This window comes from Clostridium sp. AM34-11AC (assembly GCF_003435375.1).
Classification (GTDB): domain Bacteria; phylum Bacillota; class Clostridia; order Lachnospirales; family Lachnospiraceae; genus Pilosibacter; species Pilosibacter fragilis.
Genome location: NZ_QWGL01000001.1, coordinates 15,308 through 41,228, shown reverse-complemented (window position 1 = coordinate 41,228; position 25,921 = coordinate 15,308). Strand labels below are relative to the sequence as shown.

At 51.1% G+C, this 25,921-nt stretch carries 23 protein-coding genes; all 23 read left to right on the top strand.

Annotated features, from left to right (window positions below; genetic code table 11):
- Positions 1 to 533: 533 nt before the first annotated feature.
- The 23 genes from DW826_RS00220 to DW826_RS00110 all read left to right on the top strand — a co-directional run bounded on the left by DW826_RS00220 (position 534) and on the right by DW826_RS00110 (position 25,860).
- Positions 534 to 1,490, top strand: a complete 957-nt coding sequence (locus tag DW826_RS00220; protein ID WP_242994012.1) for a phosphate ABC transporter substrate-binding protein — start codon at positions 534 to 536, stop codon at positions 1,488 to 1,490.
- A gap of 167 nt (positions 1,491 to 1,657) precedes the next feature.
- Positions 1,658 to 2,641 carry a phosphate ABC transporter permease subunit PstC gene (gene pstC, locus DW826_RS00215; protein ID WP_117485479.1) on the top strand — a complete coding sequence of 328 codons (984 nt, stop codon included), beginning with the start codon at positions 1,658 to 1,660 and terminating at the stop codon, positions 2,639 to 2,641.
- Positions 2,642 to 2,644: 3 nt separating this feature from the next.
- Positions 2,645 to 3,523 (top strand): phosphate ABC transporter permease PstA, encoded by an 879-nt coding sequence (gene pstA, locus DW826_RS00210; protein ID WP_117485481.1) that lies wholly within the window; start codon positions 2,645 to 2,647, stop codon positions 3,521 to 3,523.
- A gap of 95 nt (positions 3,524 to 3,618) precedes the next feature.
- Positions 3,619 to 4,380, top strand: a complete 762-nt coding sequence (pstB, locus tag DW826_RS00205) for a phosphate ABC transporter ATP-binding protein PstB (RefSeq protein WP_117469214.1) — start codon at positions 3,619 to 3,621, stop codon at positions 4,378 to 4,380.
- A gap of 2 nt (positions 4,381 to 4,382) precedes the next feature.
- Positions 4,383 to 5,045 (top strand): phosphate signaling complex protein PhoU, encoded by a 663-nt coding sequence (gene phoU / locus DW826_RS00200; protein ID WP_117469215.1) that lies wholly within the window; start codon positions 4,383 to 4,385, stop codon positions 5,043 to 5,045.
- Positions 5,046 to 5,480: 435 nt separating this feature from the next.
- The gene (locus tag DW826_RS00195) at positions 5,481 to 5,927 is read left to right on the top strand and encodes an ACT domain-containing protein (RefSeq protein WP_021905563.1); all 447 of its coding nucleotides are present in this window, start codon (positions 5,481 to 5,483) and stop codon (positions 5,925 to 5,927) included.
- Positions 5,928 to 5,931: 4 nt separating this feature from the next.
- Entirely contained in the window at positions 5,932 to 7,143 is a 1,212-nt protein-coding gene (locus DW826_RS00190) for a homoserine dehydrogenase (protein WP_117504193.1), read from the top strand.
- Positions 7,140 to 7,481, top strand: coding sequence for a DUF2752 domain-containing protein (locus DW826_RS00185; RefSeq protein ID WP_117471657.1), 342 nt, complete (start codon positions 7,140 to 7,142; stop codon positions 7,479 to 7,481). The genes DW826_RS00190 and DW826_RS00185 overlap by 4 nt, the downstream gene beginning before the upstream one ends.
- A gap of 351 nt (positions 7,482 to 7,832) precedes the next feature.
- Positions 7,833 to 8,927: an S-layer homology domain-containing protein gene (locus tag DW826_RS00180; RefSeq protein ID WP_117551706.1), complete on the top strand. Its 1,095-nt coding sequence runs from the start codon at positions 7,833 to 7,835 to the stop codon at positions 8,925 to 8,927.
- A gap of 141 nt (positions 8,928 to 9,068) precedes the next feature.
- Positions 9,069 to 10,832 (top strand): efflux RND transporter periplasmic adaptor subunit, encoded by a 1,764-nt coding sequence (locus DW826_RS00175; protein ID WP_117551705.1) that lies wholly within the window; start codon positions 9,069 to 9,071, stop codon positions 10,830 to 10,832.
- A gap of 67 nt (positions 10,833 to 10,899) precedes the next feature.
- On the top strand, positions 10,900 to 11,652 hold the full coding sequence (locus DW826_RS00170; RefSeq protein ID WP_117551988.1) for an ABC transporter ATP-binding protein: 753 nt from the start codon (positions 10,900 to 10,902) through the stop codon (positions 11,650 to 11,652).
- Positions 11,636 to 12,820: an ABC transporter permease gene (locus DW826_RS00165; RefSeq protein ID WP_117551704.1), complete on the top strand. Its 1,185-nt coding sequence runs from the start codon at positions 11,636 to 11,638 to the stop codon at positions 12,818 to 12,820. Before DW826_RS00170 ends, DW826_RS00165 begins: the two co-directional genes overlap by 17 nt.
- Positions 12,821 to 13,006: 186 nt before the next feature.
- Positions 13,007 to 14,278 (top strand): N-acetylmuramoyl-L-alanine amidase family protein, encoded by a 1,272-nt coding sequence (locus DW826_RS00160; protein ID WP_117551703.1) that lies wholly within the window; start codon positions 13,007 to 13,009, stop codon positions 14,276 to 14,278.
- A gap of 88 nt (positions 14,279 to 14,366) precedes the next feature.
- Positions 14,367 to 15,419, top strand: coding sequence for an N-acetylmuramoyl-L-alanine amidase family protein (locus DW826_RS00155; RefSeq protein WP_165859940.1), 1,053 nt, complete (start codon positions 14,367 to 14,369; stop codon positions 15,417 to 15,419).
- Between the two features lie 215 nt (positions 15,420 to 15,634).
- Positions 15,635 to 16,489, top strand: coding sequence for an energy-coupling factor transporter ATPase (locus DW826_RS00150; RefSeq protein WP_015553378.1), 855 nt, complete (start codon positions 15,635 to 15,637; stop codon positions 16,487 to 16,489).
- An 18-nt stretch (positions 16,490 to 16,507) separates the two neighbouring features.
- Positions 16,508 to 17,500, top strand: a complete 993-nt coding sequence (locus tag DW826_RS00145) for an energy-coupling factor transporter ATPase (RefSeq protein ID WP_117504207.1) — start codon at positions 16,508 to 16,510, stop codon at positions 17,498 to 17,500.
- Positions 17,494 to 18,294, top strand: coding sequence for an energy-coupling factor transporter transmembrane component T (locus tag DW826_RS00140; RefSeq protein ID WP_117551702.1), 801 nt, complete (start codon positions 17,494 to 17,496; stop codon positions 18,292 to 18,294). The genes DW826_RS00145 and DW826_RS00140 overlap by 7 nt, the downstream gene beginning before the upstream one ends.
- Before the next feature lie 156 nt (positions 18,295 to 18,450).
- Positions 18,451 to 19,485, top strand: coding sequence for a tRNA pseudouridine(38-40) synthase TruA (gene truA / locus DW826_RS00135; RefSeq protein ID WP_117551987.1), 1,035 nt, complete (start codon positions 18,451 to 18,453; stop codon positions 19,483 to 19,485).
- Entirely contained in the window at positions 19,482 to 20,897 is a 1,416-nt protein-coding gene (locus DW826_RS00130; RefSeq protein WP_117551701.1) for a sodium:solute symporter family protein, read from the top strand. The genes truA and DW826_RS00130 overlap by 4 nt, the downstream gene beginning before the upstream one ends.
- Positions 20,894 to 22,234 (top strand): HAMP domain-containing sensor histidine kinase, encoded by a 1,341-nt coding sequence (locus DW826_RS00125; protein WP_117551700.1) that lies wholly within the window; start codon positions 20,894 to 20,896, stop codon positions 22,232 to 22,234. Before DW826_RS00130 ends, DW826_RS00125 begins: the two co-directional genes overlap by 4 nt.
- Entirely contained in the window at positions 22,212 to 23,567 is a 1,356-nt protein-coding gene (locus tag DW826_RS00120; RefSeq protein WP_117551699.1) for a sigma-54 dependent transcriptional regulator, read from the top strand. Before DW826_RS00125 ends, DW826_RS00120 begins: the two co-directional genes overlap by 23 nt.
- Before the next feature lie 225 nt (positions 23,568 to 23,792).
- A complete protein-coding gene (locus tag DW826_RS00115) occupies positions 23,793 to 25,004 on the top strand; it encodes an NRAMP family divalent metal transporter (RefSeq protein WP_117471720.1) in 1,212 nt (403 codons plus the stop codon).
- Positions 25,005 to 25,098: 94 nt separating this feature from the next.
- Positions 25,099 to 25,860, top strand: coding sequence for a 5-oxoprolinase subunit PxpA (locus tag DW826_RS00110; RefSeq protein WP_015553386.1), 762 nt, complete (start codon positions 25,099 to 25,101; stop codon positions 25,858 to 25,860).
- Positions 25,861 to 25,921 lie beyond the last annotated feature (61 nt).

Sequence of the window (25,921 nt, the reverse complement as noted above, 5' to 3'; positions counted from 1 at the left end):
GAACAAGGGCCAGGCAAAAAGGTTATAAAGGAAATATAGGATCTTAAGGATCAAGACGCATCGTCTGATTGATTTGGAAGAAATATTCCAGACTACCAGATGGTGCGTCTTTTTTTGCGTGCAGCGGGCCATATCCATACCTGTGCGATAACGGTACTACTGTGAAAAATCTCGACAAATGGCTGATTTTTTTGAATTCGCGGTAGTCCGGCACAGTGGAAAGGTTTTACCCGGCTATATTTTCAAACGAAAATCTGAATTTACAATTTACATAGATTATACAAAGTAGTTACCGAACCATGGTTTTTGGTTTCGGGGATTCGTGATAAAAATAATACTGTACAGAGAAAGAAAAAACGTAACTATTCAGTACCTTCATAGTTACGTGCAAAAATCCATTCCAGATCAGCTTCGCTGATGGGATTTTTGCCTTCCAGCCTATGTTTTCTTACGGTCAGCGCAGCAAGTGCGCAGACCTACTGAACAGTTACGAAAAAACAAAAACAAAGACCTTTGAGGAGGAGAAAAGAATTATGAAAACAAGAAAAGTAATGGCACTTGCAGGTGCAGGAGTATTAGCAGTCAGCATGATGACAGGATGCGGAAGCAGCAGTAGTACAGCATCCACGACAGCAGCAACGACAACAACTGCGGCAGCAGCAGAGACAGCAAAAGAAGCAGCGACAACAGCAGCAGAGAAAAAAGCAGATCTTACAGGATCGATCACAGCGGCAGGTTCTTCCGCATTAAAACCGCTGGTTGACGATGCAGCAGACATGTTTATCGAGAAATACCCGGACGTTTCCATCACGATCGACGCAGGAGGATCCGGAGAGGGCTTAAAGCAGGTTTCCGAGGGAACCGTAAATATCGGTAACTCCGATGTTGAGGCCTCCGCAAAGCTTGACGAGACACAGGCAAAAGAGCTTGTTGATCATCAGGTATGCGTAGTCACAATGGCTCCGATCGTAAACAACGATGTAAAAGAAGGCGGTGTTGAGGATCTTACAAAACAGCAGCTCATCGACATCTTCACAGGAAAGACAACAAACTGGAAAGAGGTTGGCGGACCGGATGAGAGCATTGTCCTTGTAACAAGACCGACATCTTCCGGTACAAGAGCAACCTTCCAGAAATACGCTCTCGACGGAAACGAGGAAGCTTCCAATACTTCCATGGAAACAGATGATTCCGGTGTTCTTCTTCAGAATGTAAAAGATACAAAGGGTGCGATCGGATATGTAGCACTTTCCTATCTGACAGGTGATGCGGGAGTTGCAACTGTAGCGATCGATGGCGCAGAGCCGACACTTGAAAATACATACGCTGGAAAATATCCGGTATGGACATTTGAGCATATGTATACAAAGGGTGAGCCGGACGAAGTTGTAAGCGCATTCCTTGACTACATCATGTCCGATGAGTACGGCGCAAAGATGGAATCCTTAGGATACGGCGTATCTTCCAAGATGACAAATACTGAGCATTAATTGAGACAAAACTTAAGACCGGGCAGTGAGCCATGATCCGACCGGATGAAAGAAAAAAGAGGACATGGACAAGAGAGCTGCGAAACAGGGGCGGGGCAGACGAATCTGGCCCGCCCCGATATGATTTATGATAGAATTTGCTTCGAATATAGGAAGCAGGAGGACTTATGAAGAATGGTAAAGAAAAAAGCATGTTCGTCAGAGAATATCTGTGGCGGGATCTGATGACCGTCTGTGGACTGTTCGTAATTCTTCTGACGATCGTGATCGGCGCGTTCCTTGTATACAAGGGATCATCCACATTCCTGGTTTACAGACATTCCTTCCTGGAATTCTTAGGATCTGCAGACTGGGCACCGGAAGATAATATGGCAGGCGGCGGCAGCATCGGTGCGCTGATCTTCATCGCTGGGTCGCTCTGCACCTGCGGCCTGGCACTTCTTATCGCGACTCCGTTTTCCCTGGGATCAGCGATCTTCATCACGGAGATCTCCCCGAAGTTCGGAGAGAAATTCTACCGCCCGGTAGTCGAGATCTTTGCCGGAATCCCATCGGTTGTCTACGGATGGGTGGGACTCACAGTGCTTGTACCGGCGATCAAGACCGTGTTTGACCGTCAGGTGGGACATTCTATCCTGGCAGCGGGGCTGGTCCTCGCGGTCATGATCTTCCCGACGATCACAAGTGTTGCGGCGGATGCCCTTCACTCCGTACCGAAGGAATGCAGAATGGCAGCGTACGGACTTGGCTCCACCCGCTGGCAGACCATATACCGGATCGTAGTTCCGGCGGCAGCGCCTGGAATCATTTCCGGCGTGATCTTAGGTCTCGCGAGAGCCTTCGGTGAGGCCCTGGCGGTTGCCATGGTCATCGGTCAGACAACAGCGCTTCCCACAAGCATTTTTTCAACGACAAAGACTCTGACCACCGAGATCGCGGCCCAGATGGGCAACGCCATGGAGGGCGGCGAGATGAAATCCGCACTCTGGACCATGGCACTGCTGTTATTCGCAATCTCCCTGTTCTTCATCTTCCTGATCCATCATGTGACAGCGGTGAAGCCGGAGAAAGAAGAAAAAACAAGCACTTCTGTGAAAATAAGCACGACCGCGGTGCCGGTAAAGCAGTTCGCAGCAAAGGGGGAAAATTAGACCATGGAAAGTAAGATCAGACGTTCACGCGATGTGGACCGTGTTATGACAGTCATTTTCTACCTGGTTGCGATCTTCTTCTTCGCTCTTCTGATCGGCTTTGCGGGTAAGGTCATCATCGGCGGTCTCATGGGGGCAAAACCGGAGATGTTCCGCTTCGCGAGAAAAGGAAGCATCGGAAACCAGTTGTTCAACACGATCTATCTCGTATTTATCTCCCTGCTGGTATCCATCCCCCTCGGTGTCTGCGCCGGAATTTATCTGGCCATGTATGCGAAACAGGGAAAAATGACAAAGTTTTTGAGAATGTGTATCGAGACACTTTCTTCCCTTCCGTCCATCGTTGTGGGTCTGTTCGGATACCTGGTATTCCTTGTATTCTTCGGAATGGGAAAGAGTCTGATGGCGGGGGCACTCTCCGTATCGATCCTGACACTTCCGCTTATCACGACGACCACCGAGGATGCCATCAAGGGACTCCCGGCGGGATATTTTCAGGCGAGTTTAGGACTTGGAGCGACAAAATGGCAGTCCATCTTCTATGTACTTCTCCCGGCATGTCTCCCACGCATCATGACAGGCGTCATCCTGGCGGCGGGACGTGGATTCGGTGAGGCGGCGGCGCTCCTCTACACCACAGGATCCGGAAGCGACCTGCGCTGGGGCAACTGGAACCTGGCAGCCCCGACCTGCCCCTTCAACCCTTTCCGCCCGGCAGAGACATTGTCGATCCAGATCTGGAACCTTCAGGTAAACGGTCAGGATAAGGCACTGGCGAACACCGCCTCCGCGGTCCTTATGATCCTGGTTCTGGCATTCAGCATCGGTGCGAATGTTTGGAGCCATCATCTGAAGAAAAAGAGCTCTGGCGAGGCAGCGTAAGAAATATTCGGAAAAGGACCTCAATGACGATTCTTGAGGAAGAAGTAATGAAACTCTGAGGATGGCATATGAGAGTTTTAGAGAGGAAAACATATATGACTGATATGAAACCGAAATTTGATATCGAAAAGCTGAATCTGCATTACGGCTCGTTCCATGCGCTTAAGGACATCAACATGCAGATCAGCGCCCATGAGATCACCGCGTTCATCGGACCGTCCGGCTGCGGAAAATCGACATTTTTAAAGACATTGAACAGAATGAACGATCTTGTGGAGAATGTAAAGATCGACGGAAAAGTGGAGCTTGACGGACAGAACATCTTTAAGGATATGGACGCCATCACGCTGCGCCACAAGGTCGGCATGGTATTCCAGCAGCCAAACCCGTTCCCGAAGAGTATTTACGACAACATCGCCTATGGCCCGAGGATCTTCGGGATCACGAGAAAGACGGATCTCGACGAGATCGTTGAGAGAAGCCTGCGTCAGGCAGCGATCTGGGATGAGCTTAAAGACCGCTTAAATAAAAGCGCCCTGGGACTTTCCGGCGGACAGCAGCAGAGACTCTGCATCGCGAGAACCCTGGCGGTGGAGCCGGAGGTGATCTTGATGGATGAGCCGACTTCCGCCCTGGACCCGATCTCCACATCGAAGATCGAGGACCTGGCGATGGAATTAAAGGATAAATACACCATCGTGATCGTCACCCACAACATGCAGCAGGCGGCGCGTATCTCTGACAAGACAGCGTTCTTCCTGTTAGGTGAGGTCGTCGAGTACAATAATACAAGTGATCTGTTTGCGAACCCGAGGGACGAACGGACAGAAAGCTACATCACAGGGAGGTTTGGCTGATTATGAGAGACGCGTTTTTAAAGCAATTGGAAGAGCTGCATAAGATGCTGGCGGAGATGGGACTGCTCTGCGAGAAAATGATCGACGGGACTTACGAGGCACTGATGCACATGGACCGGGAGCAGGCGGCGAAGATCCTGCAAGACGATGCGAACGTGGACTTAAAGGAGAGAGATATCGAGAGCAAGTGCTTGAAGCTTCTCTTAGAGCAGCAGCCGGTGGCTAGTGACTTAAGAAAGATCTCTTCCGCATTAAAAATGATCACAGACCTGGAGCGTATCGGTGACCAGGCGGGCGATATCGCGGAGATCATCAAGACCACAGACCTCTTAGAGCCGGTAAAGGCGACAAGACTTGGCGAGATGGCAAAAGCCGTTGCGTCCATGGTCCGCGAGAGCATTGAGAGCTTCGCAAACGAGGACCTCAAGAAGACAAAGGAAGTTATCGCCTACGATGACGTGATCGACGATATGTTCTCCCAGGTGAAGAAAGAACTGGCAAACGGTATCTTAAACGGCGAGGCCACCCAGGAACAGATCCTGGACATCCTCATGATCGCCAAATACTACGAGCGCATCGGCGACCACGCCACAAATATCGCGGAGTGGGCAGAGTATGCGATCACTGGGGTACATAGGAACAGTGAGCTGGAAGAGCATCTGTAAAAAGAGAAAAATTCCGAAACCGGAATTAAAACTGAAAAATTGCTAAAAATGATCTGAAAGTTGAATAAAAAAGTGGAGAACCTGATCTGCAGGTTCTCCCTTCTTGTTTTAAGAGCAATAACGTTACTGTACACGGGTAGGAATTTTCTGAACTGAAAATTCCGTACGATACACTTCTGGTAGCAGATTTTGCCGATTTGGAATGCGAAGCATCGGCAAAATCACGTTACTGTACACGCATGCGCGTACAGTAACGCAATAACTGTGGATTTTGCCAGACAGCGAACATCTGCTTGCATAAGTATCCAAAATATGCTAAGATTCTTGCGTACACATGTTTTTCTGGGACGCACATATGGTAACGTGCCAGAGCAATCGATGAAACGTATGATTTCGGTAATAAAAAAGAAATTTTTAGCTTGCGAGGTCTGATATATGGAGAAAAAAAACAAATATTATGTGGTACGTGACAAAGCGCTGCCGGAAGTCCTTCAAAAAGTCGTTGAGGTGAAACGTCTGCTTGAGGCGGACAAGAACATGACGGTGCAGGAGGCGGCGGAGCAGGTGGGATTAAGCCGCAGTTCCTTCTATAAATATAAGGATGATATTCTTCCGTTTTCCGACAACACGAGAGGAAAGACCGTGACTCTTGTGACCCAGATGATGGACGAGCCGGGGCTTCTGTCTGACCTGCTCCACATCGTTGCGGATTACCGAGCGAACATCCTTACGATCCACCAGACGATCCCGGTAAACGGATCCGCGACGGTAACGCTCAGTGTGGAAGTCCTCTCCGACACGGGAAATGTTGCCGGTATGGTTGAGGAGATCGAGCACTTAAAAGGCGTACAGAATGTGAAAATTTTAGGAGTGGAGAAATAGACGGATGAAAGCGGCAATTATGGGATACGGAACCATCGGCTCCGGCGTGTATGAGGTTCTTGATAAGAACTGCAAAAGCGTAGAAAAAAAGGCTGGAGAGCCGATAGAAGTAAAATATATCCTGGATCTCAGGGAGTTTCCGGGAAGTCCTGTGGAGAAGCTTGTGATCCATGATGTGGAACAGATCGTAAATGACCCGGAGATCGGGATCGTTGTGGAGACCATGGGCGGAACAAAACCGGCCTACGAGTTTGTAAGGCGCTGCCTGCTCGCGGGAAAGCATGTGGTGACTTCCAATAAGGCACTGGTTGCGGCCAATGGGACAGAACTGATCCGGATCGCCGCGGAAAAGAACATCAGCTTCTTGTTTGAGGCGAGTGTCGGCGGCGGTATTCCGATCATCCGCCCGCTTGTGGAGTGTCTCGGCGGTGAGGAGATTTTAGAAATCTCCGGTATCTTAAACGGAACCACAAACTACATCCTCACAAAGATGAATGAGGAGGGATGGAGCTTCGAGGAGGCGTTAAAGCGCGCTCAGGAATTGGGCTACGCGGAGCGCAACCCGGAGACGGATATTGAAGGATATGACACCTGCAGAAAGATCGCGATCCTGACTGCGGTCGCAACGGGAAAAGAAGTAAACTACGAGGAGATCCCGACCCAGGGAATCACAAAAATCACTTCCATGGATTCCAGCTACGCGGCACATATGGGTGCGGCGATCAAGCTCTTCGGAACCAGCGTGAATAAAGATGGAAAGATCTATCTGGAGGTCGCGCCGGTCCTCGTGGACGCGAAGGACCCGCTGTATGCGGTGACAGATGTGTTCAACGGAATCCTCGTTGTGGGGAATATGCTGGGCGCGTCCATGTTCTATGGAAGCGGAGCAGGGAAACTGCCGACAGCCAGCGCCGTTGTCGGGGATATGATCTCCGCAGTCCGTTTCGGCGATGAGCCGGAGAAGATCGGCTGGAGCAGCGAGAAGCTTGAGGTACATCCGGCGGCTGAGCTTTCCAGAAAGTACTTTGCACGGTTTGAGGGTTCTGAGAGAGCAAAGAAAGAGGCCGTTGCGGCAGCTTTCGGTGACGTGAAATTTGTGACACTGGAAGGAACAGATGAGTTCGCGGTTCTGACCGGTGAGATGACAGGGGGAGAGTTCGACTCGGCAGCAGCAAAGGTCGGTGGACTGCGCCAGAAGATCGCAGCCAGATTATGATCCCGACATGGTTCCGGATGCCATGCCTGTTTCAGATGATGACCGGGCTTTACTGTCCGGGATGCGGGGGAACGAGAGCCGTCCGGGCACTCCTTTCAGGGCATCCGGTACTAAGCTTTCTGTACCATCCGGTGGTGCCGTATATGGCATCGGTAGCTGTGTGGGCTGCGGCTTCCTGGATCCTGTATTTTGCCACGGGAAACAGGAGATTCCGACCGGAGTTGGATGACCGGATCGCTTACGCAGCGGCGGGGATCGTGATCTTAAATTTTATCATAAAAAACGGACTTCTGGTGTTCGCCGGGATCGATGTGATCGGGCGGCTGCCGGGGGTGTGAGAATAGGGAGAAGACCTGGAGCGGGTACCGAAAGTGGTATCTGTTCTGGGTCTTTTTTGTTTCATGCCACAATTTTGCCGCAGATATGCCCTGTTTTGTGTGACATCCTTCACAGTTTGAACACAGGTCGAACACAGAGGAATCACAAGTTTCTGATAGAGTTTATTGCAGAAACGTAATAAACAGTAAGAAAAATGCAAGGAACCAGGAGTATATGTACTTTAAAAGTACAAAGATCCCGTGATGACGAGTGTACGCAGCAGTCAATGGAAATCAGGCAATGGATCTGGAAAGAGATGACCTGCAGGGGCTGATGATCTGGCGGTCAAGGCGGATGAAAGGAGAACGGAAATGAGAAGAGGAAAGATAATAGCGGTCAGTCTGACGGTCTGTGCGGTGGGGGCCGGAATGACGGTGAACGCTTACGCGGCCAGCACCACATTTGAAATGAGGAAGAAAGCGGTGAGCCTGCTTGGAATTATAACGACGAGTAATTACCAGGCGAATGTGACGAGAGGTGAATTTGCGGAACTCCTCGTAAAGGCATCGGACTACAAGGAGGCGGCAAACGCGGCGGGAACCGTATCTGTATTCGCGGATGTCTCCTCAAAATCCCAGTATTCTGCGGCGATCCGCACGGCGGCGACGAACTCCTGGATGTCCGGTTATCTCGGCGGAAACTTTAAGCCGGACGAGGGAGTTACGATGCGGGATGCCATCAAGGCAGTCCTGGGAGTCTTAGGATACACAAACGAGGATTTCTCCGGAAGTCTTCAGGAGAGCCGCCTTGCGAAGTTCAAGTCCCTGTCCCTGGATTCTGGGATCTATCGTGATCTCGACGAGGTCCTCACGAGGGAAGACTGCATCAACCTGTTCTATAACCTGATGAAGGCGAAGACAAAAGAAGGAAACCAGTACGGCAGCAAGATATTTGACCTGACCTACAATTCCGACGGCGAGATCAATACATCCTCGATCCTGGATAACAGTTTAAAGGGACCGAAGATCTTAGACAATGACAGCCGGAACTTAAAGAGTCTTGTTCCGTTTTCCCTGAAAGACGCTACCATGTTTTTAAACGGCGAGGTGTCCGATGAGAGCGAGATCAACGATTACGCCACCGTGATCTATTACCACGAGGAGACAAAGATGATCTTCGCCTATTCCAACGGCGGCGAGAACAAAGGCGCCACGGAGGGCCGGATCAAGGCGATCTACTACGATTCCAGTGATCCGTTCACACCGGTGAAGGTGGTCTTAAACACCGATTACCAGGACAACGGCGGTGAGGGCGATGAGTTCCAGATCAGCGGGTCGGAGCTCCAGTATCTGTTCTCCGTCTACGGAGAGTTTGAGGTGGATGACAAGGTTGCCATCGTGTGGGAGAAGAGCGGAAGCGACGAAAATGCGACTTATACGGTTGTAGATGTTGTTGGAGATTATTGATTAGTTACGAATATACATATAATACATGAAATAGAAATACCGCAGAAGGAATGCGGGTAGAGAAAATTAAGGCAAGGAAATTCAGATCTGGAACATAGTTAAGAGAAGCGGAAGATTTCAATAGACAGGAAAGGAACGAGTATGGAGAACGAAAAGGTGGACGTAGAGAAGAAACGGAAAAAACGGAAAGGAAAAAGCGGAAGGATCGTGATCGTGCTTATAGTGGTTCTGGCAGCGCTGCTTGGAGGATTTTTCCTCTATAAGAAAAAGACCTCGAGCCAGAAAAGTCAGGGTGACCAGTCTGTGTCAACGGCGACAGTGAAGCGGACGGACATCAGTTCAGAGCTCACGGCGTCCAGCTCCCTGTCACCGAAGGACACCTACGAGGTGACATCCCTGGTGGAAGGAGAGGTCATCGAGGCGAACTTTGAGGAAGGCGATGTTGTAGAAAAAGGTCAGGTCCTCTACCGGATCGACGCGTCTTCCATGGACTCTGACCTGAGCTCCGCAGAGACAAGTCTCCAGCGCGCGAAGGAAAGTGCCCAGACGGCACAGTCCGATTACGCCGAGGAGATAGCGCGGATCGCCGGAAATACATACCGCTCCACAGCGTCCGGATATATCAAGACTCTCTATATCAAAGAGGGCGATAAGGTAAATAATGGAACGAAGATCGCGGATCTCTATGATGACTCCGTTATGAAGATCACAGTCCCGTTCCTCTCAGGCGAGGCGGCGGAGATCAACGTAGGTGACGAGGCGGCAGTGACTTTGGAGGACACCGGCGAGCAGATCTCCGGAACCGTCACGGTTGTCAGCAGCATGGAGGAGACACTCTCCGGAGGACGTCTCGTGAAGAACGTGACGGTCGAGGTATCAAACCCAGGCGGACTCACGACAGACACCGCGGCATCCGTGACCGTTGACGGATTTGTCTGCAGCGCCGAGGGAACATTCGCCGCGAAGACGGAGACGACCCTGAGCGTGGAAATCTCCGGAAACAAGAGCCTTGAGATCGAGAACCTTCTGATTCATGAAGGTTCTTATGTGGAGAAAAACTCCGAGCTGTTCCAGGTGACCACAAAGACGGCGGAAGAGTATTTAAAGGAATTCAAGGATGCAGTGGAGAGCGCAGATGACAACCTGGAAAACGCGGAGAACAAACTGAGCAATACCCAGGACAGCGTGGATGACTACACGATCACAGCGCCGATCTCGGGGACAGTGATCACGAAAAACGCGAAGGTTGGGGATAAGATCTCCAAGAGCTCCAGCGGAACGAGCACCATGGCGGTGATCTATGACTTGTCAACCATGACACTGGAGATGTCCGTGGATGAACTCGATGTCTCAAGCATCAAGGTCGGCCAGTCTGTGGAGATCACGGCGGATGCGGTGGAAGGTGAGACATTCACAGGAACCGTCACAAATGTGAGTCTGCAGAGCAGCTACTCCAACGGTGTCACAAACTATCCGGTGACAGTGACTCTGGATGATACGGGAAGTCTTCTTCCGGGCATGAACGTGGATGCGAAGATCATTCTCGACAGTTCTGAGAATGCGCTGGTGATCCCGGCCAGTGCGCTGATGCGTGGAAACAGAGTGTATGTGAAGAAGAGTTCCGGCTCCGGAAAATCCGGCAGCAGCAACGTCCCGGACGGCTTCGAGGCGGTCCAGGTGACAACTGGAATCATCAACGACGATTATGTGGAGATCCTTTCCGGTCTCTCTGAGGGGGACGAGGTCTACATTTCCTCCGATTCCGGAAGCTCGACGCAGACCAATCAGATGCAGATGGGCGGCATGGGCGGTCCTGGCGGTGATATGGGCGGAGGCGCACCGGGCGGTCCTGGCGGAAACGGCGGAAATGGCGGCGGCAACGGCAGCGGACGAAGATCCCAGTAGTGCATAGGAGATAAATTGTATGGAAAAGACTGAATTCTCAATACAAATAGATACCGCAGAAGAGCCGATGAAACAGGAAGAGGCAGTTTCAAAAGTTCATGAGAAGTTGGAAAAGCAGGAACCTCTGATAGAGCTGCGCAATATCTACAAGATCTACTACATGGGCGACGAGGAAGTCCACGCCAACGACGGCATCAGCCTTTCCATCAACAAAGGCGAGTTCGTCGCCATCGTCGGCAAATCCGGAAGCGGAAAATCAACCCTGATGAACATCATCGGAGCCCTGGATGTCCCGACGAAGGGCGAATATTTCCTCGGCGGCGAGGACGTGGCGTATATGTCCGACAACGAGCTGGCGGAGATCAGAAACCGCATGATCGGCTTTATCTTCCAGCAGTATAACCTGCTTCCAAAGTTAAATCTCTTAGAGAACGTGGAACTCCCGCTCCTTTACGCCGGTTACGACAAGAAAGAACGGCGGGAGCGGGCCATGAATTCCTTAAAAAAGGTCGGTCTCGACGAAAAATGGAAGAATCTTCCGAACCAGCTTTCCGGCGGCCAGCAGCAGCGAGTCTCCATCGCGCGGGCTCTCGCAGGGGACCCGTCCCTGATCCTGGCGGATGAGCCCACGGGTGCCCTGGACTCCAGGACAGGCCGGGAGGTGCTTGATTTTTTAAAGAAACTCAATGAAGAAGGAAACACGATCGTCATGATCACCCACGACAGCTCCATCGCCCTGGAGGCGAAGCGGGTGGTGCGGATCCATGACGGAAAGATCAATTTCGACGGGGATGTGAAAGAGTATGCTGCAATCATTTAAAATGGCGTTAAAAAGTATCTGGGGCAACAAGTTGAGGTCCTTTCTGACGATGCTCGGCATCATCATTGGAGTCGCGTCGGTGATCATCCTGGTCAGCATCGTCAACGGCTATATGTCCTACATGGTGGAGAGCTTTTCTTCCATGGGCGTCAATCAGATCACGGTCCAGTACAAGGCGGTGGCATCCAGAAGTATTGATGTGAACGAATTTTATGAGTTCTACGAGGAACATTCAGACCTCTACGAGAACATGTCCCCGAACGTGTCCGTCAGCGTCACGGTAAAACATGACTCTGACACCATGGATTCCACCAGTGTCGGCGGCTACAGTGAGGATTATCTCGCAATCAAGGACTACGAGATCGAGTATGGCAGAAATCTCCAGTACTCTGACATGGAGGCAAGGAGAAAAGTCGCGGTCATCGGCGCCTACGTGGCGGAGGAGCTCTACGGCGGCTCCCAGAACGCCGTGGGCGAGATGGTCAAGTTAAACGGTGACAGCTACACCATTGTAGGCGTTGTGGAACGGCAGACGGAGAGCAGCTCTGAGTTCGATGACGGATGTATGGATGACTTTGTGTGGATCCCGTATTCCAGAGCTGTGAAGATGGCGAGAAATGCTGTGATCAACAACTATATCTTCACATCGCGGGACATCAACGACACGGAAACATGCACGACAGAGCTTGAAAATTTTCTCTATGAAAAGATGAAGAGCGAAAACCTCTACACGGTGACAGCTATGAGCTCCCTTCTCGATTCCCTGAACGAGCAGATTGCCATGATGAGCATGATGTTAGGTGGTATCGCCGGGATCTCTCTTTTAGTTGCAGGGGTCGGTGTCATGAACATCATGCTGGTCTCCGTGACAGAGAGAACCAGGGAGATCGGTATCAGAAAGGCCCTCGGCGCAAAGAAAAGCGTGATCATGCAGCAGTTCGTCATTGAGGCGCTGGTCACAAGCTCCATCGGCGGAATTATCGGGATCATGATCGGTGCCTTAGCAAGTACAGGAATCGGCGCCATCATGGGAATCGACGCGCCGCCAACCATGACAGCAGTTGTGATCTCGTTTAGCGTTTCTGTTGCCATCGGACTGATCTTTGGTTACATGCCGGCGAGCCGGGCGGCGAAGCTGAATCCGATCGACGCACTGAGGACAGACTAAAACTACGCAGAAAATGACAGGATCAACGGTAAATATGGAAAATGGAAGAATAATAGGAAAATGCAGATTCTAAGCCTCAAACTGCCACGGATTTGCCGATAAAAGACAGAATATCGTAAGTTGACGGGAGATATTGTCCAACCTTATAATATAGTTAAAGAAAGATACTTGAGGGGAGGCAATCCTATGGCAGAAAGAAAATGGAAAAAAATAAGTACATGGATGGCCGCATGGGTCATGGCGGTCGTGTTTGCGGTATCCGGGGCGCAGACAGCGTTTGCGGCGACCAGTTATGTGAATAGTGTCAGCATCACGCTGGATGTGACACCGACGGTGGGGGAATCCCTGCCGGATCTTGATGTGGGATACAATTCTGATAACTGCGAGGTATCGATCCCGAACAACGATAAATATGATATCGTATCCGCAAAGTGGTCTTCCACAAAGAACGACGTGAAGATCGGCGGAACCTACACCATGAAAGTTACTTTAAAGACTTTAAATGACTATAGGTTCAGCAGCAGCTCCTACACTTCCTCAAAGGTAAAGGTAAAGAACGGAACTTTTGTCAGCGCTTCGAGAACATCTTCCGACCGTCTGGTGGTTACCGTAAAGACAAAACCGGCAAAGGGCGATCTTGACGCGCCGGGCGAGGCATACTGGCAGACCACAAAGTCCGGAAGCTCCGATCTCGGACTCGCGAAGTGGGAGGCCGTTGAGGACGCGTCCTACGAGGTGTACCTCTACCGCGGCAGCAAGAACGTCTACAAGAGCGGCGAGATCCACACCAGCAGCTGTGATCTCTTTTCGTATATGAGCTCCAAGGGAACCTACACCTTTAAGGTGCGCGCGCTCCCGTCAAACGATGAGGTATCCAAGTACGCGTCAAAGAGCGACTGGACCATATCCGATGAGGTCTATATCGATGAGAATGACGCGGCGAGAGCGGCAAAGAAAAAGCCGTCAAGCGGCAACAACAGCAGCACAAATAATTCCGGAAATTCCCAGCAGGCCCCGTCAAATGTGAATGTGGTCGGCTGGATCCTCGACGGAAACCGCTGGTATTATCGTTACCCGGACGGAACTTATTTAAAGAACGGCTGGGGATTTATCGGAAATATCTGGTACTTATTTGACGCAAACGGAATGATGCTCACCGGCTGGCAGATGAAGAACGGCGTTTATTACTACATGAACGGTGACGGAAAGATGCAGACGGGCTGGCTTCTCTACAACAATACCTGGTATTATCTCTCCGAGAGCGGAGCTATGGTGACCGGCTGGATAACGCTGGGTGATAAGGCTTATTACCTCGGCGGCGACGGCGGAATGCTCACAGGATGGCAGAACATCGACGGACAGATCTACTACCTGTATCCGGATGGACATAAGGCGGTCAATGAAGTGATCGATACCTTCTATGTAGATCAGGACGGTATCTGGAGAAAACCGCAGTAAAGATCTGAACCTGCAGGGCATGCGGTTATGCGGTGAAAATCGTCGGAATATTTTCCAGCAGACTGAAAATACAGGAAAGGAGCACCTTATGAGACAGAAAACTTTTGGAAAATGGCTTGCGGCAGCAGGAATTCTGATGGCGATGACGATATGGATGGTTCTTCCTGCACTGGCTGCGCCGACGGTGAATTCTATAAGGATCACCTTTAAAGACAAGTATGAAGATCCCGGCGTGATCGAGGAGCCGGAGATCAGCTGCGGCAGCTACGGGATCGAGATCACATCCGTGGAGTGGAGCAAGGATGTAGAAAAATGGAATCCTGGAACGAAAGTGACGGCAACGCTGATTCTTTCCTCCAGCGGAAGAGAGTTCTCCTCCAGCTACGGTTCAAAGTCCTGCCAGATCTCCGGTGCGACGTTGAGTAAGGCAGTGAAAGTGGATGATGACCTGAAGGTCACAGTCACTTACTACCCGGTAGTCTGGCTGGAAACTCCGGATGAAGCCGGATGGAGCGCTTCGAATCATATGAAAGCGGTCTGGAAGAAAGTCGATTACGCGACGGGATATCAGATCCGCCTGTACCGGGATGACTATTATCTCCGGACCATCGATGCGACGGGAACCAGCAAGGACCTCTCCGAGTATATGGGAAGAGAGGGAAACTACTATTACGAGATCCGCGCGGTGGGAAAGACAACGAACGATGCGAAGTACCGCAAGAGCAGCGAGTATATCGTCTCCTCCGACCGCTACCTGGATGACCTGGGTGACACGGAGGGCAGCTGGAAGAATTACGCGGATGGAAAGAAATATGTGGACGAGAATGGTCAGATCGTGACCTCCCAGTGGTACCGGATCCTTGGAACCTGGTATTATTTCGACGAGAACGGATACATGGTGACGGGATGGAGACTGGTCAATAATAAGTGGTATTACCTCGAAAGTGACGGAAAGATGGTGACCGGCTGGAAGCAGGTTGGCGGTGTCTGGTACTACATGGATGCCGACGGAGCGATGGCAACAGGCTGGCGTCAGACTGCACCGGGACAGTGGTATTACCTGAACGCGAACGGAGTGATGGCAGCGTCCACTGTGATCGACGGATATACGTTGGATGCATCGGGGCTCTGGGTAAGTTAGAAAGGAATGATGGGCGGCATGTCATGGGAGAAATCCTGTGGCATGCCGTTTTCACATATCTGAAAAGGTAAGCTCCTGGAACCATGCGAAAACACTTGACTTACTATGAGATATCAACTAAAATTTAGAAACGTGTAAACATTTGTCGCGGCAGCCTGAAGGTGTATGCGGCGCCGCAGTCACTTGAAGTTTATGAAAAACGAGAAAGGATTTCTATGGGAATCATTAAAGCAGTGAACCTGATCTTTGACTATATCAGGCACGATGAAGAGGAAGACAAGGATGAGGTCAGCCATGCGTTAAAGGGCGTCTCTCTGGACATCAAGGAAGGCGATTTCGTAGCGATTTTAGGACACAACGGATCCGGAAAATCCACATTCGCGAAGCTGATGAACGGAATCCTGCTTCCAACGGATGGAACCGTCTATATTTCTAAAATGAGGACGGACGACGAGGAGCATCTTTGGGATGTACGAAAGACGGCGGGAATGGTATTCCAGAACCCGGATAACCAGATCATCGGAAACGTGGTGGAAGAGGACGTTGGATTCGGACCGGAGAACATGGGAGTTCCGACGGAGGAAATCTGGGCGCGGGTCGACAAGAGCCTTGAGGCGGTGGGGATGACAGCATACAGACTTCAGTCTCCGAATAAGCTTTCCGGTGGACAGAAACAGCGCGTGGCCATCGCTGGCGTTATGGCGATGAAGCCCCGGTGTATCGTTCTGGACGAGCCGACAGCGATGTTAGACCCGAACGGACGCCGCGAGGTCATTAAAACGGTTCATGAACTGAACCGTCAGGAAGGGATCACGGTAGTTCTGATCACCCACTATATGGAAGAGGTCATTGACGCAGACCGCGTGGTCGTTATCGACGGTGGACATGTCGTGATGGACGGAACCCCGAAAGAGGTCTTTTCCAGAGTCAAGGAACTGAAAAAATACAGCCTCGATGTGCCGCAGGTAACGGAACTGGCAGATGAATTAAAGGAAGCCGGAATGGATCTTCCTTATGGAATTCTTTCCATCGACGAGCTTGTGGATGAACTTGTTCCGCTCTTAAAATAGTGGAGAAATGGTGGAAATATGGCAATCGAAATTAAACACTTGAATCATATATACGGGCAGGGAACGATCTTTGAGCAGTATGCCTTAAAGGATGTAAATCTTACGATCCATGATGGCGAGTTTATCGGCCTCATCGGTCATACCGGATCCGGAAAATCAACCCTGACCCAGCATTTAAACGGACTTTTAAAGGCAACGAGCGGAGATATCCTTTATAACGGAGAAAGTATTTATAAAGAGGGATATTCCATGAAAGAGCTCCGCAGCCATGTGGGGCTGGTTTTCCAGTATCCGGAGCACCAGCTGTTTGAGGTGGACGTATTCTCAGATGTCTGCTTTGGACCGAAGAATCTGGGACTCCCGAAGGAGGAGATCGAGAAGCGCGCGAAAGAGGCGCTGGACATGGTGGGACTCGATGAGAGCTTTTATAAGCAGTCTCCCTTCGACCTTTCCGGAGGTCAGAAACGCCGAGTGGCCATCGCAGGCGTTCTGGCGATGAAACCGGAGGTCCTGATCTTAGATGAGCCGACAGCCGGTCTCGACCCGAAAGGACGCGACGACATTTTAGGACTCGTACAAAAGCTCCATAACGAGCAGGGGTTGACGATCATTCTCGTCTCCCACAGCATGGAGGATGTGGCGCGATATGTGTCCCGTCTTGTGGTCATGAACCACGGCGAGAAGGTCTTCGACGGAACTCCGAAGGAGGTATTCCGCCATTATAAAGAGCTGGAAGCCATCGGCCTTGCGGCACCGCAGATCACCTATGTGGTGCACAAGCTGATCGACAAGGGGATCCCGCTGGATCCGGATATCACGACGGTGGAAGAGGCGAAGAATGCAATCCTTAAGATCTGGCGCGAAAAGTATGGAAAAAGTTCCGGAAATGCAGCGCAGGTAAGCGCAGCCGGAGCGGATTCCGAGAACGCAGATCATGGGAACGCCACTGGAACAGCCTCTGAGAAGGCAGACAGCACAGAAAAGACAGCCGGGGAGGAAACGACATGTTAAGAGATATCACGCTTGGACAGTACTACCCGGTAGATTCCCTTCTTCACAGGCTGGATCCACGAACAAAACTCTTTGGAACGCTTGTATACATTGTAACACTATTTATTGCGGACAATATCTGGGCATACCTTGCGGCGACGATCTTTCTGATCGCGGCGATCAAGCTCTCCAATGTCCCGGTAAAATTCATGGTGCGCGGCTTAAAATCCATCGTGTTCCTGCTTCTCATCAGCGTCAGCTTCAACCTGTTCCTGACGCCGGGTACCCCGATCTTTAAGATCGGTTTCCTGCAGATGACCTGGGAAGGTCTCCGGTTTGCGGCATTTATGGCGATCCGTCTTGTTTACCTCGTTATGGGATCCACGATCCTGACGCTCACAACGACGCCGAACCAGCTGACAGACGGTCTGGAAAAGAGCCTTGGCTTTTTAAAGAAGGTCGGCGTTCCGGTCCACGAGGTGTCCATGATGATGTCCATTGCGCTCCGGTTTATCCCGATCCTGATCGAGGAGACAGATAAGATCATGAAAGCGCAGATGGCGAGAGGCGCTGATTTCGAGAGCGGAAACCTGATCCAGAAGGCGAAATCCATGGTACCGCTTCTTGTACCACTTTTCGTATCCGCATTCCGCCGTGCCACGGACCTCGCGATGGCCATGGAGGCGAGATGCTACCGCGGCGGCGAGGGCAGAACAAAGATGAAACCGCTTAAGTACGCGAAGAGGGACCGTATGGTTTATGGGGCGTATCTGGTGTATTTTGCGGCGGCGATCGTGCTGAAGGTTTTGCTGTAGAAGATGATTAACTCCGGTTTCGATGAAAAGCAGCGCTAAAGCCCGGATATGACGGGGAACAGCACCGCGTGGAAAATGGTCGAAATCGGGAACTTGATATTCAGAGAAATAGAATTGCCCGGATTTTCCGGACAGCAGAAGGAAAACAATAAAGCTATGAGACGAATCAAACTGACGGTGGCCTACGACGGCACCGCATACAAGGGCTGGCAGCTCCAGCCCAATGGCGTTACCATAGAGGAGATGTTAAATAAGGCTCTTTCGGATCTTCTGAAAGAGCCTGTCTGCGTCATTGGGGCAAGCCGGACGGACTCCGGCGTCCATGCGCGCGGAAACGTGGCGGTCTTCGACACGGAGAGCCGGATCCCGGGAGATAAATTCTGTTACGCGGTAAACCGCGGACTTCCGGAGGATATCCGTGTGGTGGAATCCGAGGAAGTTCCCCTGGACTGGCATCCGAGAAAGCAGAACTGCGTAAAGACCTACGAGTATCAGATCTTAAACTGTAAGATCGAGATCCCGACAAGACGCCTCTACGCCCATTTCTGCTATTACCCGTTAAACGTGGAAAAGATGAATGAGGCGGCAAAATATCTCATCGGGGAACATGATTTCATCAGCTTCTGCGCCGCAAACCACCAGGCGGAGGAGACGGTCCGGACGATCTACGGGGCCGAGGTGAAAAAGAATGATGAGGACATCGTAACGATTCGCCTTTGCGGCAGCGGATTCCTCTACAACATGGTGCGGATCATCGCGGGAACCCTGTTAAAAGTCGGAACCGGTGAGTGGGAGCCGGAACATGTGAAAGAGGTACTGGAGGCAAGAAACCGCAAAGAGGCGGGACAGACTGCTCCGGCGAAGGGGCTGACACTTGTGGGAATCGAGTATGAGAGGGAGATCCCAAAGGATATCACCTCGAGAAATGAACATTGGGACGCTGTTCTGGACCAGACCAGCTTGGAATCCGACGGAGTTTCCCGCGTGCGGATCAGGTTCTCCGAACCCGAAGAACTCCCCCGCCTGATCCGCCGCATGGTGCATCAGGCATACCGGAATGGGGCGGAGGAGGTGTTTGTGACGATTCCGGATGGATATGAGGTGTCGGAGACGGAAAGTTATGGATATTACCGACTCCGCAGGCTGGATGACGGCAGCTACGGAACGGAATATACGGGGAGGGCGCTATGAACCAGGTACTGATCCAGCTGATCTATTTTGTTATCTATTCCGTTGTGTTCCTGGTCATCGGAAAGCTCTCCTTTTCGGAAAGCGATTCTCTCTCCAAGTTTTTCGTCGGTGAGAGAAAAAATGACGAAAAACGCCTGTTTTTCACATTTGTCGGAACCTGGGTCTCCGCGGCGACGATTCTGGGATTTACGGGAAACGTATACCACAGCGGACTCTCTGTCATTGCGTCGTCGGTCATCCCGTGGTTTATCGGCGCGGGTCTCCTGTATCTGATGACGGACCGGCTATATGAGAATGATGTCCTGTCGATCCCACAGCTGATTGGAAAAAAGCATGATTCTAAATTTCTGCAAACAGCATCGGCCATTTTTATGATCTGCGGCTATATTTTCTATCTGATGATCCAGATCAAGGGATTTGGCATCGCGGTATCCAGCCTGCTGAATATCAATTACAAGGTAGCTGTCTTTCTTGTCTATCTTTTTATCCTCTATTCGAGCTTCGGCGGCTTTAACTCCGTCACGAAGTCGGACTGCCTCAATCTGATTATGCTCTCTGTGAGCATCGGGGTTCTGTATCTGGTTATCGTAAAAAATGTTCCGGGACACTGGTTTTTGACGGATCAGACTGTGCATGAACTCATAAAGAGCAAGGGCGTTTTTGAAAATCAGACAGCGGAGATTGGAATCTTCGTATATATCTCCATGTTCTTCGGCTGGGGAATGGGACTGGCGTCGAATCCCCAGTATATGGTCAGGATCCTGGCGGCGAAGGATAAAAAAACCGCAAAACATATGATCCTGCATGCACTGATATTCCTGTGCGTGCTGTACTTTGCACTGACCCAGATCGGTCTCGGACTGCGGATCCTCTTTCCACAGCTGAAAAATTACTGCTCCGCGGATGACGTATTTATCTATGCAGTGGTCAATCTCATGAACACACCGTTCAGCGGTTTCTTCCTGATCAGCGTGATCGGCGCCTGTGTCTCAACGGCGAACTCCCAGCTTCACCTGATCGGCTGCATGCTGTCCTACGATGTGGCTGCCCAGCTCACAAAAAAGAAGATGTCGGAGGAGCAGATTCTCACCCTGGCGCGGGTATGTATCTTCATGGGAGGCACGGCTGCACTGATCTTATCCGTAAATCCGCCGAAGGACATGCTGTCCTTCGGGGCGGATATCTGGGGATTATTCTCGGCAGCGCTTGCCCCTCTGATCTACGGGGGACTGTACTGGAAACAGAGAACGAAAGCCGGGGCGGTGGGAGCGTTCTTTACGGGACTTATCTGCTCTGTCCTGTTCTGGAAAATGGATCTCCGGATATACTGGGCATTTCCGGCAACACTGTGCGCGGCGGCAGTCTATGTTGTGATCCCGATGTTTGAGAAGAAAAGAGGGGCAGAAGAATGAGCGGAAAGAAAAAACAGCTGTTTCGATCATGGTTCTGCAGGATCGAGCATGAGGTCATGCTGCCGTTCATCATGGTAGGGATCCTGGTGGTCTGTGCATTCTGTGCTATTTCGGTGTGTAATGGATATACAGAAAAGCTTAAGGACAGAAAAGAGTACGCGAGGACCACGATCCGCAGCATGGAGGCGGATATCTACTATCTGCATGGAAAACTGAGTGAAGAGGAGATCCGGCAGAAGTATAAGTTCTATCATGATCCGGCGGTGCGGATCCTGGCTGCCGACGGCACGATCATCACGGGGAACGAGGAGATTTCGGACGGAAATATGGAACTCCTGTACACGGACAGTGGAAATTCCCTGGGGTGGCGTCTGGAATACTGGATGGATAAAAAGTCATTTGAGAGCGCGATCCTGGAAGAACAGAATTACGTCATTGTGGGCGCTGTGGCGAGTCTCCTGATCATCGTACAGGTCAGCGTGTTCCTCGCCTGGAGTATCACAAAACCGATCCGCAGCATGAGCGCGGCGTGTAAAAGGCTCGATGAGAACAAGGACGGGTTCCGGGAGTACCGTTTCCTGGAAACAGCGAGAAAGGACGAGATCGGCCAGCTGGCGAGAACCTTTGAGAATCTTCTGAAAAACCTTGATAACTACACGAAAATGGAGTATACGAGCCGGATGTCATCGGCACTGGCCCATGAGATCAAAAATCCGCTGGCCGGGATCCGGTCCGGGATCCAGGTCCTTGGCGGGCGGGCAGTGAAGGAGAATGAAAAGCTTCTCTGCGACAGCATGCTCCATGAGATCGACCGGGTGACCGGGCTGATCAATGACCTGTTTACGCTGTCGGTGAAGAAGGAAAACAACAGACATGTCTTTCCGGCGGATGCGGTGCTGCGGGAGGTGGCATCCATCTACGCGAAGGAGTGCGAGCAGCAGAATGTCGCGTTCGAGACAGACTGCACGGCATGTGAGGTGTTTGCCGATGAGAATGAAATGCGCCAGATGCTGTACAATCTTCTGACAAACAGCATGCGGGCGGTCAGCCGGGACGGAACGGGGAAGATCTGTCTCTCAGTGTCTTCCGACGGAGGTATGACTACATTCTGCGTCTCCGACAACGGAAAAGGAATGAATGAAGAGGAACTGAAACGTGCAAGAGAACCGTTCTACACGAAGAGCATTAACGGCGTCGGGCTTGGTCTGGCGATCGTAAACCGGCTGATCGAGCAGAACCACGGCAAAATGGAAATGGAAAGCGCTCCGGGCTGCGGAACAACGGTGCGCCTGATTTTTGAAAGCAGGGATGAACATGAAAAAGGTACTGATCGTTGATGATGAATTTCTGATCCGGTTTACACTGGAGGAAGGCCTGAAGGACCGGGGATACGAGACCCAGTCGGCGGAAACGGTGAAGGACGCTCTCGAGAAGATGAAAACGTTCCATCCGCAGGTGATCCTCCTGGATAACCGCCTGCAGGACAGCCTCGGGATCGACGAGATCTCCACGTTCCGTTCCGCCGATGAGGAGGTCCAGGTGATCCTGATGACGGCGTACGGCTCTGTTGCCCAGGCGGTGGAGGCGACGAAGCGCGGCGCTTACGACTATATTTTAAAGCCCTTTGATATTGACGAGATCGACCGGATCGCCAGCCGCTGCATTGGCCAGATGCAGGATCGGGAATCCCTGGAGTTCCTAAAGGGAAAAACGCAGGAATTTATCGGAGTCAGCGATGCCGCGATGCGGATCCGGCGCCACATCGGACTTCTCGGAAAGAATTCCACGGTGAATGTTCTGATCCGGGGCGAGACCGGAACCGGAAAAGAGGTTGCAGCGTCCCTGATCCATGCCTGCAGCGACCGGCGGGACCACCTGATGGTCCGCATCAACTGCGGCGCAATTCCGGAACATCTGATGGAGAGCGAGCTCTTTGGCTATGAGCGGGGGGCCTTTGCGGGCGCGATGAAGACGAAGAAGGGTCTGATCGAGCTGGCAGCAGGCGGAACCGTGTTCTTGGATGAGATCGGGGAACTTCCCCTCTCCATGCAGACAAAGATCCTCACGTTCCTGGACCATAAGAAGTTCAAGCGTGTGGGTGGTCTGGAGGACATCGAAGTGGATGCCCGGGTGATCGCGGCGACAAACCGGAATCTGGAACATGCCGTAAAGCAGGGGGAATTCCGGGAAGATCTTTTCTACCGGATCAATGTCATGGAGCTTGTGATCCCGCCGTTGAGGGATCGGAGAGAGGATATTCCGGCGCTATGCGATTATTACCTGAAATATTATAATGGCATGTTTGGAAAGAATATCACCCATGTGGATCCTGATTTTATGCGGGAGCTGCTTTTGTATGACTGGAAAGGGAATGTTCGGGAACTGAAAAATATTTTCGAGCGCTGCTTCTTATTCTGTCAGGGGGACGTGCTTGAAAAACATGTGGAATTAAAGCGGGTAGACTGGAAAGATGATACCCGGACAGGAGAGCCGTTTGCGTTAAAGGATCTTCGGAAAGGACCGATCAGTCTCGATCAGGAGGTCTCCATGCTGGAACAGATCTACATGGACCAGGCCCTGAAGCTCTGCGGAAACAACGTGACAAAAGCGGCGGCCCTTTTGGGGATCACGAGATTCTCCATGAAGAGAAGACTTGATAAGGAAGACTGAAATCTTACGGCCCGCACGGCAAGGTGGCAGACCTGCTGAACAATTGAAAACGTGCAAAAATTCACATCGTGCGAAATCGCTCGCTAAAACTGAGCGGATTCGCACGATTTTTTTGAAAATTTCAAAAAGATTTTTCGAAACTGAAAAATACAGTTGAATATCGCTAAAAAGTCAGATAAAATCAAGGCATCAGTTGTAGAAAAGATACGAAAGGGGTACTCATTTATGGGGGAAAAGAAAAAACACAGCAACATGACGACCTTGATGGGAGCTGCGTTCCTGATGGCGACATCCGCGATCGGACCGGGATTCCTGACACAGACTTCCACATTTACGGCTCAGTATAAAAGCGTTTTCGCGCTTGTGATCGTCTGTACGATCCTGTTGGATGTGACGACACAGTTAAATATCTGGTCGGTGATCGGTGTGTCCGGCATGCGCGGACAGGATATTGCAAATAAAGTCCTTCCGGGACTCGGGTATTTTATCGCATTCATGGTTGCGCTTGGCGGTCTGGCATTCAACATCGGAAATGTCGGAGGCGGCGCCCTGGGACTTAACGTATTGTTCGGAATTCCGACGACGGTTGGAACCTTTATCGCGGGAATCATCGGAATCCTGATCTTCCTCTCCAAGGACGCGAAGACCAGCATGGATAAGCTGACAAAATATCTTGGAAGCATCATGATCATCGTTGTTCTCTATGTGGCAATCAAATCCAAACCTCCGGTAGGGGACGCTGTGAGCAGTATTTTCCATCCGGGCGATGTGGGGGCTCTTGTCCTTCCGCTCATCACGCTTCTTGGAGGAAGCTGCGGCGGATATATCACATTCTCCGGTGCGCACCGTCTTCTTGACGCCGGATATTCCGGAAAGAAAGATCTTCCGCATGTACGCCAGTCTGTTTTAATGGGTGTCAGCGTTTCTGGAATCATGAGGATCCTGCTGTTCCTTGCGGTTCTCGGTGTCGTGACAGCAAATCCAGATGTGACACTTGACGCTTCAAACCCAGCAGCAGACGCGTTCCGTCTCGGAGCGGGCGTGATCGGATATAAGATCTTTGGTCTTGTCCTTTTCTTCGCCGCTACAACATCCGTCATCGGCGCGGCTTATACATCGGTTTCATTTTTAAAGACTCTTCATCCGTTTATCATGAAGAACGAAAAGTGGTTCGTGATCGGATTTATCACAGCCTCCACACTGATCATGGCGATCCTCGGAAAGCCGGCAGCGCTCCTTGTACTTGCAGGCGCGTTGAACGGACTGATCCTTCCGCTGACCCTCTTAACGATCCTTCTCGCGAGCAGAAACAAGAAGATCGTCGGCGAGGATTACAAGCATCCGACGATCCTCATCGTTTTAGGCGTGTGCGTGGTACTGCTCACAGGATTCTCCGGAATCAAAGCTCTTCCGGGAATCTTAAAGATGTTCGGCTAAGGCTAATTAGGTATTGAGATTGTGATGCAAGTCGTTTAAAATAGTAGGTAGAAAGATTGAAAAATACCGGCAACGAAAGCAAGGAGGAAATATTATGTACCGTGTAGATTTAAACAGTGACCTTGGAGAAAGCTTTGGAAATTATACGATCGGAATGGACGAGGAGATCTTAAAATACGTCTCCTCCGCAAACGTGGCATGTGGCTGGCACGCAGGCGACGCGATGGTGATGGAAAAGACAGTTGCTCTGGCGAAAGAGTTCGGAACAGCCGTCGGCGCACACCCGGGATTCCCGGATCTTGTGGGCTTCGGCCGCCGCAATATGGCAGTGACGCCGGACGAGGCGAAAGCGTATGTCCGCTACCAGCTCGGCGCTCTCATGGCGTTCTGTACCGCCCACGGAGTAAAGATCCAGCATGTAAAACCGCACGGCGCTCTTTACAATATGGCAGCTGTTGACGAGAAGTTAGCCATCGCGATGTGTGAGGCAGTTTATGAGGTGGATAAGGACATCATCTTCATGGGCCTTGCAGGTTCCAAGATGATCACGGCAGCAGAAAAAGTCGGTCTCCGCGCTGCAAGTGAGGTCTTCGCTGACCGCGCTTACAACGATGACGGAACTCTCGTATCAAGAAAGCTTCCGGGTGCAGTGATCAAGGACAAAGACCTCGCGATCAAACGTGTGATCCGTATGGTAAAAGAAGGAAAAGTCGAGTCCATCAACGGAAACGATATCGCGATCAAGGCAGACTCTATCTGCGTTCACGGAGATAACCCAAAGGCATTGGAGTTCGTAAAGAATATCCGTGAGACACTGATCGCGGAAGGCGTCGAGATCAAAAATTTAAGTTTATAGGGAAAAGAGTGCAGCTGTTTGACATCTTACAAATGTCAAACAGCCGCAAATGTATAGAGAG

Bases quoted from the DNA above. Each gene is read 5' to 3' on its own strand.
- pstB (WP_117469214.1), top strand. From the start codon at position 3,619: ATGACTGATATGAAACCGAAATTTGATATCGAAAAGCTGAATCTGCAT.
- pstA (WP_117485481.1), top strand. From the start codon at position 2,645: ATGGAAAGTAAGATCAGACGTTCACGCGATGTGGACCGTGTTATGACA.
- DW826_RS00195 (WP_021905563.1), top strand. From the start codon at position 5,481: ATGGAGAAAAAAAACAAATATTATGTGGTACGTGACAAAGCGCTGCCG.
- DW826_RS00160 (WP_117551703.1), top strand. From the start codon at position 13,007: ATGGCAGAAAGAAAATGGAAAAAAATAAGTACATGGATGGCCGCATGG.
- DW826_RS00165 (WP_117551704.1), top strand. From the start codon at position 11,636: ATGCTGCAATCATTTAAAATGGCGTTAAAAAGTATCTGGGGCAACAAG.
- DW826_RS00175 (WP_117551705.1), top strand. From the start codon at position 9,069: ATGGAGAACGAAAAGGTGGACGTAGAGAAGAAACGGAAAAAACGGAAA.
- DW826_RS00150 (WP_015553378.1), top strand. From the start codon at position 15,635: ATGGGAATCATTAAAGCAGTGAACCTGATCTTTGACTATATCAGGCAC.
- DW826_RS00115 (WP_117471720.1), top strand. From the start codon at position 23,793: ATGGGGGAAAAGAAAAAACACAGCAACATGACGACCTTGATGGGAGCT.
- phoU (WP_117469215.1), top strand. From the start codon at position 4,383: ATGAGAGACGCGTTTTTAAAGCAATTGGAAGAGCTGCATAAGATGCTG.
- DW826_RS00140 (WP_117551702.1), top strand. From the start codon at position 17,494: ATGTTAAGAGATATCACGCTTGGACAGTACTACCCGGTAGATTCCCTT.
- DW826_RS00130 (WP_117551701.1), top strand. From the start codon at position 19,482: ATGAACCAGGTACTGATCCAGCTGATCTATTTTGTTATCTATTCCGTT.
- DW826_RS00155 (WP_165859940.1), top strand. From the start codon at position 14,367: ATGAGACAGAAAACTTTTGGAAAATGGCTTGCGGCAGCAGGAATTCTG.
- pstC (WP_117485479.1), top strand. From the start codon at position 1,658: ATGAAGAATGGTAAAGAAAAAAGCATGTTCGTCAGAGAATATCTGTGG.
- DW826_RS00190 (WP_117504193.1), top strand. From the start codon at position 5,932: ATGAAAGCGGCAATTATGGGATACGGAACCATCGGCTCCGGCGTGTAT.
- DW826_RS00180 (WP_117551706.1), top strand. From the start codon at position 7,833: ATGAGAAGAGGAAAGATAATAGCGGTCAGTCTGACGGTCTGTGCGGTG.
- DW826_RS00145 (WP_117504207.1), top strand. From the start codon at position 16,508: ATGGCAATCGAAATTAAACACTTGAATCATATATACGGGCAGGGAACG.
- DW826_RS00120 (WP_117551699.1), top strand. From the start codon at position 22,212: ATGAAAAAGGTACTGATCGTTGATGATGAATTTCTGATCCGGTTTACA.
- DW826_RS00185 (WP_117471657.1), top strand. From the start codon at position 7,140: ATGATCCCGACATGGTTCCGGATGCCATGCCTGTTTCAGATGATGACC.
- DW826_RS00170 (WP_117551988.1), top strand. From the start codon at position 10,900: ATGAAACAGGAAGAGGCAGTTTCAAAAGTTCATGAGAAGTTGGAAAAG.
- DW826_RS00110 (WP_015553386.1), top strand. From the start codon at position 25,099: ATGTACCGTGTAGATTTAAACAGTGACCTTGGAGAAAGCTTTGGAAAT.
- truA (WP_117551987.1), top strand. From the start codon at position 18,451: ATGAGACGAATCAAACTGACGGTGGCCTACGACGGCACCGCATACAAG.
- DW826_RS00220 (WP_242994012.1), top strand. From the start codon at position 534: ATGAAAACAAGAAAAGTAATGGCACTTGCAGGTGCAGGAGTATTAGCA.
- DW826_RS00125 (WP_117551700.1), top strand. From the start codon at position 20,894: ATGAGCGGAAAGAAAAAACAGCTGTTTCGATCATGGTTCTGCAGGATC.